Source organism: Pseudoprimorskyibacter insulae (genome assembly GCF_900302505.1).
GTDB classification, from domain to species: domain Bacteria; phylum Pseudomonadota; class Alphaproteobacteria; order Rhodobacterales; family Rhodobacteraceae; genus Pseudoprimorskyibacter; species Pseudoprimorskyibacter insulae.
Genome location: NZ_OMOJ01000015.1, coordinates 48,922 through 60,437, shown reverse-complemented (window position 1 = coordinate 60,437; position 11,516 = coordinate 48,922). Strand labels below are relative to the sequence as shown.

Genomic DNA, 11,516 nt, shown 5'->3' with positions numbered 1-11,516 from the left:
TGGCGGTCTGGTCGCCGCGGGTCTCAAGGTGGCGGTCCACACAGTTGGCCGCAACGTTCAGCGTGCCATCGGCAAACCAGTTGATCTTGACCTGACCAAGCGTGAAATCAACGTCCTTGACCTGCGTATACGGCTTGATCCAATCAATCCGCTTGCCTTGCTCGCCCCAGAACGCCGCAGGATCCGCAATCGAAGACGCATACATCGCGTCATACGTCGCGGCATCTATCAACGCATGCGATACCGTCTCGGGCGAGGGGGGGTAGATTGCTGCGTCAGTGGTGGCTGTCTGATTTGTCATCCGGGGGCTCCCTTTACTCCGTATCCCTCCGCCGCGTGGCTGCCAGCGCAACCTATACGGCACAGATGCATAATACCCGAAATCGAAAACAATTGAATAAGTATAAGAAATTACACATTTTTCCTGTAAAAACGTTATCATTATTGAATTTGTTTTGTAAATTTGCTGGTGCATAGCCCGGTATAGTGTCGCAATTTCAAACCTCTGGCTTTGACACGCGGCCCGGTTGTTTGGCGCTATCAGTGGACTTTGCAAACTGTCGGTTAGCAGGGTTTGCGGTGTGACAAAACGCAGCGGTATGCAAATGTATACCGCTAACGTGACGCCACGGCACAACTGCCGATTCTCACGCAAACGTGTCCCAGCGCTTGCGACTTTCGCATCATGAGCTAGGCTCTGGCGCAAGGTGGGGCAAACCCGCCGTATCCAATGGGAGGATCCAATATGAATTTGGCAGCCAAGCTGACCATCACTGCGCTATGCGCGTCTTTCGCAACTTCGGCCATGGCCACCGAGTGGAACGCATCGGTCTGGGGCAAGCGCCGCGCCTTCACCGAACACATTGAAAAGCTGGCCGAACTGGTTGCTGAAAAGTCGGGCGGCGAATTCACCATCAACGTCAGCTACGGCGGTCTGTCCAAGAACACCGAAAACCTTGACGGGATTTCGATTGGCGCGTTCGAGATGGCCCAGTTTTGCGCCGGCTACCACGCCGACAAGAACCGCGCGATCACCGTGCTGGAACTGCCGTTTCTTGGTGTGAACACGCTGGCCGAAGAAGTGGCCGTATCCAACGCAGTCTATGCGCATCCCGCCGTGGCCGAGGAAATGGCCCAGTGGAATGCCAAGATGCTGATGACCAGCCCGATGCCGCAGTACAACCTTGTTGGCACCGGCGAGCCGCGCGATGCGCTGGCCAAATTCGACGGTATGCGCGTGCGTGCCACCGGCGGTATCGGCAAGGCCTTCTCGGCTGTGGGCGGCGTTCCGACCTCGGTGACCTCGTCCGAGGCCTATCAGGCGATGCAATCCGGCGTTGTTGATACCGTGGCCTTCGCCCAGCACGCGCACCTGTCCTTCGGCACCATCAATGAGGCCGACTGGTGGACCGCAAACCTGAACCCCGGCACCGTGAACTGCCCGGTTGTGGTTAATATCGATGCCTATGAGGCCCTGTCGGATGAGGAACGTAAGATCCTTGATGAATCCGTGCCTGAGGCGATTGATTACTACCTGGAAAACTACGGCAAGCTGCTGGAACAGTGGGAAAGCGTTCTGGCCGAAAAGGGCGTGCAGAAGGTCATGATCGCCGATGGCGAACTGGCCGCGTTCAAAGAAAAGGCCGGTGCCCCGCTGCACAAGGCCTGGATCGAAGAGATGTCGGCGCAGGGTCTGCCCGCACAGGAACTTTACGATCTGCTGAACACCACGCTGGATAACAGCCGCAAGTGATCTGACAGCACTTCGAATGAATGCAGGCTCCGGGATGGTCCGGGGCCTGCCACCTATATAAAGGGGATGGGCATGGCCGGGTCTGCAGCCGTCTTGACTGACGACAGCCTTCTAAGCCGATTGGATCGGCGCCTTGTCAAACTTGAACATTTCATGGCCGTGATTGCCGGATTGGCCGTGTTCGGCCTGATGGTTCTGGCGGTGATCTCGGTCTCGGGACGGAATTTGTTCAATGAACCGCTGCCGGGATATGTGGACTGGATCCAGCAATTCATGCCTCTGATCGCCTTTATGGGCATCAGCTTTGTTCAGCGCGACGGCGGGCATATCCGCATGGATATTGTCGTGTCGCATCTGAAGGGCCGCCCGCTGTGGGTGTTCGAATTTCTGACGACGTTCCTGATCTTTGCGCTGATGGTCCTGCTGGTTTGGGGAACATGGGCGCATTTCGACCGCAGCTTTGATTTCTCAAAACCGATGTGGAGCCGCGATAGCACCATCGACATTGGCCTGCCGATCTGGCCGGCCAAGCTGTTGGCCCCTGTGGCCTTTAGCGTTCTGTGCCTGCGCACTTTTCTGCAACTGGTGGGTTATGCCCGCGCGATTGTCAGCGGAACGGACCGCCCTGTTGCGGTGCCGATGATCCAAAGCGCGGCGGAACAAGCCGCCGCCGAGGCCGACCATATCGAGGGCAGGGACTGACCATGGACAGCATTGAAATTGGCCTTTGGGTCACGGGCGGCATGCTCGTTATGGTTCTGCTGGGCATGCGCGTGGCCTTTGCCGCCGCGCTGACCGGGCTTGTGGGCCTTGTTTGGATCTTCTGGGCGAAAAAGGGCTACGCGCCCGATCAGTTCGACTGGGCGCTGACCGTGGCCGTGAAAACGGCAGGGCAGGTGCCGCATGGCAAGGTGGCCAGTCAGGCGCTTAGCCTGATCCCGACCTTCATCCTGATCGGCTATCTGGCCTATTACGCGGGCCTGACGCGCGCACTGTTTGAGGCCGCCAAGCGCTGGATCGCGTGGGTTCCGGGCGGGTTGGCCGTTTCGACCGTCTTCGCCACGGCGGGCTTTGCGGCGGTGTCGGGCGCTTCGGTGGCCACGGCGGCGGTGTTCGCCCGTGTCGCCATCCCTGAGATGCTGAAGATCGGCTATGACAAACGCTTTGCGGCGGGGGTCGTGGCGGCGGGCGGTACGCTTGCCTCGCTGATCCCGCCTTCGGCCATTCTGGTGATCTACGCCATCATCGTTGAACAGGACGTGGGCAAGCTGCTGTTGGCCGGGTTCATTCCGGGCGCATTCTCGGCGGTGATCTACGGTTTGCTGATCATCGGTCTGGCGCTGACGATCAAAGGCTTTGGCCCGCCGGTGCGCGGCTTTACGTGGAAGCAGCGCTTTGCCTCGCTGCCGCCAGCGCTGCCCATCGTGGCGGTGGTCGTGATCATCATCTTCTTCGTCTACAACCCGTTTGGCGGCGACGCTTGGGGCACCCCGACAGAAGGCGGTGCGATCGGCGCGTTCATCGTTTTTGTCATGGCGGTCGCACGCGGCATGCGTTGGGCCGAGTTCAAAGACGCCATCGTTGAAACCGCGCGTCTGTCGGCGATGATCTTCACGATCATCTGGGGCGTGCTGATCTATGTGCGCTTCCTTGGCTTCGCCGATCTGCCCCATGCCTTTGCCAACTGGATCACCTCGCTGCACTATTCGCCGATGCTGATCTTGGTGTGCATCCTGCTGGCCTATGCGGTGCTTGGGATGTTCATGGATGCAATCGGCATGCTGCTTCTGACCCTGCCGGTGGTCTATCCCGCCGTCATGGCCCTGAATGGCGGCGAGATGGTCAGCGCCGCCGACAGCACCTTTGGCATGTCAGGGCCAATGTGCGCGATCTGGTTCGGGATCTTAGTGGTGAAGATGGCCGAGTTCTGCCTGATCACGCCGCCAATTGGCCTCAACTGCTTTGTTGTGGCGGGGGTGCGCGATGATCTGAGCGTTCAGGACGTGTTCCGCGGCGTGACGCCGTTCTTCATCGCCGATGCGGTGACAATTGCCCTGCTGGTGGCGTTTCCGTCCATCGTGCTCTGGCTGCCGTCACTGGCGTAAAACAATGGCCCGCGCTGCGTTTTGCGGCGCGGGCCCTGCCTTGGGCGCACCCCAAGGCTTGCGCTTGGCCGCGCGGGCTGGTCTGCTGGTGAGAGAAATGTCTCGGAGCGATAGCCATGGCCGATCTCGATAGCCGTATTTCACAGGGGCGCGGCGATGCGCCTGCCGATCTTGTTCTGCGGGGCGGGCGCGTGTTCGACCTGATCACCGGCGAGATGCTGACCGGCGACGTGGCGATCTGCGGCGACACCATCGTGGGCATCTGTGATGATTATGTCGGGCGCGAGGTGATCGACGTCACCGGCAAGATCCTTGTGCCGGGGTTCATCGACACGCATCTGCACATCGAAAGTTCCTGCATCACGCCCTATGAGTTTGACCGCTGCGTCGCCCCGCGCGGCGTGACCACGGCGATTTGCGATCCGCATGAGATTGCCAATGTGATCGGCGCGGCGGGCATCCGCTATTTCCAGAAGGCGAGCGAGCATACGCTGATGGATATCCGTGTGCAGCTATCGTCCTGCGTGCCCTCGACCCATATGGAGACGGCGGGTGCCGAATTGCTGGCCGAGGATCTGGCCGAATTGCGCGGGCATCCCTCGGGCATCGGGCTGGCCGAGTTCATGAATTACCCCGGTGTGATCTATCGCGACCCTGAGGTGATGCGCAAGCTGGCGCTGTTCGAAGGTGGGCATATCGACGGGCACTGCCCATTGCTGTCGGGCAAGGATCTGAACGCCTATATCGCCGCCGGGATCCGCACCGAACATGAGGCGACCAGCGCAGACGAGGCGCTTGAAAAGCTGCGCAAGGGAATGCGGGTGCTGATCCGCGAAGGCTCGGTCTCGAAGGATTTGCACGCGTTGCAGCCGCTGCTGACCGAACGCACCGCGCCCTATTTGTGCCTGTGCACCGATGACCGGAACCCGCTGGATATCGCCGAACATGGCCATCTGGACTATATGATCCGTACGCTGATTTCCTTGGGCTGCCCGCCCTTGGCGGTGTACCGCGCCGCCACGCTCAGCGCGGCCGAGGCGTTCGGGCTGAAGGATCGCGGTATGATCGCGCCCGGCAAGCGCGCCGATATCGTGGCGATTGACAGCCTTGAGGGCTGCCATGCCTCGACCGTGCTGTGCGGCGGTGTTGTTTTGACCGATGAGGCCTTTGCGGGGCGGCAGGTGATTGATCCGGTCGGGCGCGGCTCGGTCAAGGCGCCGCGCGTGACGGCGGATGCGTTCCGCACCACCGCCAACCGCGAAGATACGCCCGTCATCGGCATCATCGAAGGCAAGATCATCACCGAACATCTGTCGGAAACCATCGCGATTGAGAATGGTGACAAGCGGCCCGATATTGCCCGCGATCTGATCCGCATCGCGGTGGTCGAACGGCACGGCAAGAACGGCAACATCGCCACGGGCTTTGTGCGCGGGTTCGGGCTGCAACGGGGGGCGATTGCCTCGACCGTGTGCCACGACCATCACAACATCGCCTGCGTCGGTGTGGATTACGACGATATGGCCTTGGCCGCTAACCGGCTGGGCGAGATCGAGGGCGGGTTTGTCGTGGCCGCTGGGGGCAAGGTGTTGGCCGAACTGCCGCTGCCGGTGGCAGGGCTGATGAGCCTTGAGCCCTTTGAAGAGGTGCGCGACCGGCTGGTTGATCTGCGCGCGGCGGCGAAATCACTGGGCGTGGTGCTCGAAGAGCCGTTCTTGCAACTGGCCTTCCTTGCTCTGCCTGTGATCCCAGCGTTGAAGATCACCGATCGCGGCATGGTCGATGTGACCAAGTTCGAAATCATGAGCTAGACAATGCCCACGCTCGGGCGTCCCACCCGGACCCGCCCGAGCCCTCGCGCGGGCATGCGCCAAAGGCGCGGGTTTCGCCCTTGGCGGGGCGGGGCGCACTGGCTACAACAGCGGTCCGAGACCTTGAGGAGAGCCGCGCCATGGATTCGCAAGCCCGCATCACCCAGACCATCGCCACCGAGATCGGCGCCGCCGCGCGGCAGGTGCAGGCCGCCGTAGCGTTGTTGGATGAAGGGGCCACCGTGCCCTTCGTCGCGCGTTACCGCAAAGAGGTGACGGGCGGTTTGGATGACACGCAATTGCGCACGCTGGCCGACCGTCTGGAGTATCTGCGCGAGCTGGAAGCGCGCCGTCAGACAATCTTTGGCTCGATCACCGATCAGGGCAAGATGACCGACGATCTGGCCAAGGCGATTGCCAGCGCCGAGACCAAGGCCACGTTGGAAGACATCTATCTGCCCTATAAGCCCAAGCGCCGCACCAAGGCGATGATCGCCCGTGAAAACGGTTTGGAGCCGCTGTTGCGGGCCATCCAGTCTGACCGCCGCGCAGATCCTGAGGCGCTGGCTGGGGGCTATCTGTCTGAGGCGGTGACCGAGACGCGCGATGCGCTGAACGGTGCGCGCGATATCCTTGCCGAAGAGCTGACCGAAAACGCTGATCTGCTGGGCCGCCTGCGCGGGTTCATGCAGCGTGAGGCGACGGTCAAGGCAACGGTTGTGCCGGGCCAAGAACAGGCTGGCGCCAAATTCTCGGACTATTTCGACCATTCGGAAAAATGGGCCACCATCCCGTCGCACCGGGCGCTGGCCCTGCTGCGCGCCTCGAAAGAGGGCGTCGTGACGCTGGACATCGCCCCCGAGGGCGATGAAGGCGCAGCACGGGCCGAAGCGATTGTGGCCTCGGTGCTGGATGTTCCCGGCACCGCCCCCGGTGATCTGTGGCTGCGCAAGGTGGCGGGCTGGACGTGGCGGGTGAAGCTTTCGACCTCGATGATGCTGGACCTGCTGGGCGATATGCGCGCCATGGCCCATGAAGAAGCGATCAAGGTTTTCGCCCGTAACCTCAAAGACTTGCTACTGGCTGCCCCCGCAGGCCCCCGCGCGACGCTGGGCCTTGATCCGGGCATCCGTACCGGTGTGAAGGCCGCCGTGGTTGATAGCACCGGCAAGGTGCTGGCCACCGAAACGCTGTATCCATTCCAGCCGAAGAACGACGTGATCGGCGCGCAGCAATCCATTCTGGCCATTTGCGCCCGCCACAACATCGAACTGATCGCCATCGGCAACGGCACCGCCAGCCGTGAAACCGAACGGCTTGTGGCCGACACGTTCAAGCACATCCCCGGCACGCGCAAACCGACCAAGGTTGTGGTGTCCGAGGCGGGCGCGTCGGTCTATTCTGCGTCGGAACTGGCGGCGCGTGAATTCCCCGATCTTGACGTCAGCTTGCGCGGCGCGGTGTCCATCGCCCGCCGCCTGCAAGACCCGCTGGCCGAACTGGTCAAGATCGAGCCGAAGTCCATCGGCGTTGGTCAATACCAGCATGACGTGGACCAATCGCGCCTGACCAAAGCGCTGGAAGGCGTGGTTGAAGATGCGGTGAACGCGGTGGGCGTGGATCTGAACACCGCCTCGGCGGCGCTGCTGTCGCATGTTTCGGGACTGTCGTCATCACTGGCCGAGGCCATCGTGCTGCACCGCGATCTGAACGGGGCCTTCCGCAGCCGCAAACAATTGCTGGACGTGACCCGCCTTGGCCCCCGCGCGTTCGAACAATGCGCCGGTTTCCTGCGAATCCCCGAAGGTGATGAACCGCTGGATGCGTCATCGGTTCACCCCGAAGCGTACGGCGTTGCGCGCCAGATTGTCAAAGCCTGCGGGCGCGATCTGCGCAGTCTGATGGGCGACACCAAAGCGCTGCAATCGCTGCGGGCAGAACAGTTCGTGACCGATCAATTCGGCCTGCCAACGGTGCGCGATATCCTGTCCGAGCTGGAAAAACCCGGCCGCGACCCGCGCCCCAGCTTCAAAACCGCGACTTTCACCGACGGCGTTGAGGATATCAAAGACCTTAAACCCGGCATGGTGCTGGAAGGCACTGTAACCAACGTCGCCGCCTTCGGGGCCTTCGTCGATATCGGTGTGCATCAGGACGGGCTTGTGCACGTCAGCCAGTTGGCCGACCGTTTTGTCAAAGACCCGCATGAGGTGGTCAAAGCGGGCGATGTTGTCAAGGTGACGGTGACTGAGGTGGACGTGCCGCGCAAACGCATCGGCCTGACCATGCGCAAGGACGGCGGGGCCTCGGCCAAGGAGGAACGCAACGCGCGCGGCCCGCAGAACCGCCCGAACCAGCCGCGCGGTGGAAAAGATCAACCCCCGCGCGGAGGTGGCGGCGGTGGGCGTGGCGGCAAGCCGCAACAGCCCAAGTCCGATGCGCCGGGCGCGCTGGGGGCGGCGCTGCTGGATGCGATGCGCAAACGTTGAAACGAAAAACGCCGGGCACTGCCCGGCGTTTTTGTTTTGTTAGTACTTGGGGCGGCGGGGCGGGGCGTCACCGCCAAAGGGCCGTTTGCCACCGGGTTTGCCGCCCGGATTCCCGCCGGGTTTTCCACCTGCCGGGCCACGCTTTGCACCGCCGGGGCCGGAAGGTTTGCCGCCAAAGCCCGAAGGCTTACCGCCGGGGCCGGAAGGCTTGCCAAAGGATTTGCGCGGTTTGTCATCGTTGCCACGCGGCTTTCCCGGACGGTCGAACCCGCCATCGGTTTTGCCGAAAGTCTTGGGCGTGCGCGGCTTGCGCGGGGCGTCGCCCTTGGCGCCGGGGGCCGACATCCGCTTGGACGTATCCGAGGCCGAGGCGCGGGCCTTCATCGGGCGATGCACGGCGTCATCGCGTACCGGCATGCCATCGTTGAAATCGTCGCGCTTGGCCTTGGGTTTGAAATCACGGTCTTTTTTCGGCTTGGCCGGACGGTCATCGCGCGGGGCGAAATCACGGTCGGCTTTGGGCTTATACTCGCGCGGTTTGTCGTCCCGTGCCGGACGGTCTTCGCGCGCGGGGCGGTCGCCAAAGTCACGCTTGGGGCGGTCATCGCGGTCGCCCTTGGGCTTGAACGGACGGTCGCCCTTGGGTTTGTCGTCGCGGTCAAAGCGTTTGCCACCGCGCGGCGGCTTGCCGCCCTGACGCGGGCCGGGGGCGGGCGGGGCGTCTGCTTCGCGGGCGGTGATCCCGTCTTCCAACAGGCGCTCGGTGCCAATCGCGGTCAGGAAGCCTTGGACCGAAGGTTCGGCCAGTTCGACATAGGTTTCGGTATCGGTCACACGGATTGCGCCGATCGCGGTCTTGTCCAGATTGCCGGCGCGGCACAGCAGCGGCAGCAGCCAGCGGGCCTCGGCGCGGTCATTGCGACCGACCGACAGGGCGAACCACTTGCTGGGGCCAAATTCGCGGCGCGGTTCCCGGCGCGGTGCGGTGTCGGGATCAGCCAGATCCTCGGGGGCCGAGAAACGGGCGCGGTAAAGCTTGAGATAAGCCGTAGCCACCTTTTCCGCCGATTGCTGTTCCAGCAGACGGCCAGCGAAGGCTGCATCTTCTTCGGTGATCTCTTCGGTCCAGACCGGGTCGGCGAGCAGGCGTTCTTCGTCAAGGCGCAGAATGTCGTCGGCGCCGGGCGCGGTGGTCCATTCAGCGGTCAACTTGCCCCATTTCAGAAGGCGTTCGGCCTTTTTCAGCTCTTTGGGGGGAACGATCAGCGCCGACAGGCCCTTGCGGCCTGCGCGGCCCGTCCGGCCCGAACGGTGTAGAAGCGTTTCGGCATTGGTCGGCAGTTCGGCATGCACCACCAGATCAAGGTTCGGCAGGTCGATCCCGCGTGCGGCCACATCGGTGGCCACGCAAACGCGGGCGCGGCCATCGCGCATGGCTTGCAGGGCATGGCTACGCTCGGTCTGGCTCAGCTCACCGGATAGGGCCACAACCGCAAAGCCACGGTTGGCAAAACGGGCCGCCAGACGCGACACCGAGGCGCGGGTGTTGGCAAACACGATCGCGTTCTGCGCATCATGATAGCGCAGCACGTTCACAATCGCGGTTTCTGCGTCCTGCTGGGCCACGCGCAGCGCTTGATAGGTGATGTCGGTATGCTGACGCGCTTCGCCGACGGTCGAAATCCGCTGGGCATCGCGCTGGTAGTTCTTGGCCAGTTTGGCGATCATCGGCGGCACGGTGGCCGAGAACAGCAGCGTGCGGCGCTCTTCGGGCGCTTCGCTCAGCATGAATTCCAGATCTTCGCGGAAGCCCAGATCCAGCATTTCATCCGCTTCGTCCAAAACGACAGCGCGAATGGCGCTCAGATCCAAAGACCCGCGTTCGATATGGTCGCGCAGACGGCCGGGGGTGCCGACCACCAGATGCGCGCCTTGTTCCAGCGCGCGGCGTTCGGTGCGCATGTCCATCCCGCCCACACAGGCGGCAATGCGGGCATTGGCCTTGGCATACAGCCAGGTCAATTCGCGGCGCACCTGCATGGCCAGTTCGCGCGTCGGCGCTACGATCAGCGCCAGCGGCGATTCGGCGGGGCCAAAGGTGCCGTTTTCGTCCAGCAGGGTCGGGGCAATTGCCAGACCAAAGCCAACCGTCTTGCCGGACCCGGTCTGGGCCGACACCAACAGGTCGCTGCCAGCCAATTCCTCTTTGCTGACGGCTTCTTGTACGGGGGTAAGCGATGTATATCCACGCTCAGCGAGCGCATCGGACAGGGTCTGGATCATGAATGGAACCGAAATGCAGGTGCGCAAACCATGCGCACGGGGACGCCGCGACGGCGCGGGGTGAAGGCGACCGCATACAGCAGCTTGCCGCCGTTGTATACCTAAGATTTGCGGAATGACGCGGCTAAAAGGCGAATTGCGCCGCTTTGGCCTGTGTTTCGGCGTAAATATAGTCCGCCACCCGGCGAATGCGGGCCAGATCACGGTAATCCTCGGGATAAAGCAGCCAATAGGTGCGCCGGAACGTCACCGTATCGGGCAGCACTGGCACCAGCCCGGTGCCGCGCGCCATGAAACAGGGCAGCACGCCCAGCCCGACACCCGCGCGCACCGCATCAAGCTGCGCCTTGACCGTCGCCGCGCGGTACACCACCCGCAGCCCGCCAATCTTGCGGTTGAAGTCCAGCTCGTCCGTATAGAGCAAGTCATCCACATAGCCGACAAAGGGCAGGTGGCCCAGATCCTCGACCGCCTCGGGCGGGCCTGCGTGCAGGAATTCGGGCGATGCGTAAAGCCGCAGGTCATAGTCGATCAGCTTGCGCATCACCAAACGGCCAGAACTGGGTCGGTCAAGGCTGATGGCAATGTCCACGTCCCGTCGCCACAGCTTATGCGTCATCGGCACCGGCACCAAGGCCAGCTCCAACCCCGGTTCATCCTTCAGCAGATGTGGCAGGATGTGTGACAGCACCGCATTGCCGATCCCATCGGGCGCACCGACCCGCACCTTGCCCGCCACCGCGCCGCCACCGGTCAGTTGGTCCGACACTGCCAGCGCGGCCTGTTCCATGTCCTTGGCTTTCGGCAAAATGCGCAATCCGGTTTCTGTTAGAACCAGCCCGTCGCCTGTCCGCTCAAACAGCGGCGCACCCGCCGCCGCTTCAAGCCGGTCCAGATGGCGGGCCACAGTGGTATGGCTGACGCCCAGCCGCTTGGCCGCGCGGCTCAGACGGCCCGTGCGTTCGGTTTCCAGAAAAAAGCGCAGATCTTCCCATTGCATGGCGCCATCCTGACAGATCGGCGTGATGGGTGCACGAAAATGTTCGGCCATTGTGCAAAATCGTGCATTCCTTTT

At 62.6% G+C, this 11,516-nt stretch carries 8 protein-coding genes; 5 read left to right on the top strand and 3 right to left on the bottom strand.

What is annotated here, in order from left to right:
- Positions 1-301: acetyl-coenzyme A synthetase N-terminal domain-containing protein (locus PRI8871_RS18325; protein ID WP_281258647.1), on the bottom strand; the 301-nt coding region annotated here is incomplete at its 3' end.
- A gap of 444 nt (positions 302-745) precedes the next feature.
- Here PRI8871_RS18325 and PRI8871_RS18320 point away from each other — a divergent pair.
- From PRI8871_RS18320 to PRI8871_RS18300, 5 genes are all read left to right on the top strand, one after another.
- Positions 746-1,753 (top strand): C4-dicarboxylate TRAP transporter substrate-binding protein, encoded by a 1,008-nt coding sequence (locus tag PRI8871_RS18320; protein WP_108887652.1) that lies wholly within the window; start codon positions 746-748, stop codon positions 1,751-1,753.
- A gap of 72 nt (positions 1,754-1,825) precedes the next feature.
- The gene (locus PRI8871_RS18315; protein ID WP_108887651.1) at positions 1,826-2,455 is read left to right on the top strand and encodes a TRAP transporter small permease subunit; all 630 of its coding nucleotides are present in this window, start codon (positions 1,826-1,828) and stop codon (positions 2,453-2,455) included.
- A gap of 2 nt (positions 2,456-2,457) precedes the next feature.
- Positions 2,458-3,858: a TRAP transporter large permease gene (locus PRI8871_RS18310; RefSeq protein WP_108887650.1), complete on the top strand. Its 1,401-nt coding sequence runs from the start codon at positions 2,458-2,460 to the stop codon at positions 3,856-3,858.
- A gap of 116 nt (positions 3,859-3,974) precedes the next feature.
- Positions 3,975-5,669, top strand: a complete 1,695-nt coding sequence (gene ade, locus PRI8871_RS18305; RefSeq protein ID WP_108887649.1) for an adenine deaminase — start codon at positions 3,975-3,977, stop codon at positions 5,667-5,669.
- Between the two features lie 140 nt (positions 5,670-5,809).
- On the top strand, positions 5,810-8,158 hold the full coding sequence (locus PRI8871_RS18300) for a Tex family protein (protein WP_108887648.1): 2,349 nt from the start codon (positions 5,810-5,812) through the stop codon (positions 8,156-8,158).
- A 39-nt stretch (positions 8,159-8,197) separates the two neighbouring features.
- Here the strand turns inward: PRI8871_RS18300 and PRI8871_RS18295 are convergent, their stop codons facing one another.
- Together PRI8871_RS18295 and PRI8871_RS18290 are read right to left on the bottom strand one after the other, a co-directional pair.
- The gene (locus PRI8871_RS18295; RefSeq protein ID WP_108887647.1) at positions 8,198-10,441 is read right to left on the bottom strand and encodes a DEAD/DEAH box helicase; all 2,244 of its coding nucleotides are present in this window, start codon (positions 10,439-10,441) and stop codon (positions 8,198-8,200) included.
- A gap of 124 nt (positions 10,442-10,565) precedes the next feature.
- Positions 10,566-11,492, bottom strand: coding sequence for a LysR family transcriptional regulator (locus PRI8871_RS18290; protein WP_181389528.1), 927 nt, complete (start codon positions 11,490-11,492; stop codon positions 10,566-10,568).
- Positions 11,493-11,516: the final 24 nt, after the last annotated feature.

What these genes read in the sequence shown, in the direction of transcription:
- PRI8871_RS18295 (WP_108887647.1), bottom strand. Translation starts at nt 10,441, where the DNA reads ATGATCCAGACCCTGTCCGATGCGCTCGCTGAGCGTGGATATACATCG.
- PRI8871_RS18300 (WP_108887648.1), top strand. Translation starts at nt 5,810, where the DNA reads ATGGATTCGCAAGCCCGCATCACCCAGACCATCGCCACCGAGATCGGC.
- PRI8871_RS18315 (WP_108887651.1), top strand. Translation starts at nt 1,826, where the DNA reads ATGGCCGGGTCTGCAGCCGTCTTGACTGACGACAGCCTTCTAAGCCGA.
- ade (WP_108887649.1), top strand. Translation starts at nt 3,975, where the DNA reads ATGGCCGATCTCGATAGCCGTATTTCACAGGGGCGCGGCGATGCGCCT.
- PRI8871_RS18290 (WP_181389528.1), bottom strand. Translation starts at nt 11,492, where the DNA reads ATGGCCGAACATTTTCGTGCACCCATCACGCCGATCTGTCAGGATGGC.
- PRI8871_RS18310 (WP_108887650.1), top strand. Translation starts at nt 2,458, where the DNA reads ATGGACAGCATTGAAATTGGCCTTTGGGTCACGGGCGGCATGCTCGTT.
- PRI8871_RS18320 (WP_108887652.1), top strand. Translation starts at nt 746, where the DNA reads ATGAATTTGGCAGCCAAGCTGACCATCACTGCGCTATGCGCGTCTTTC.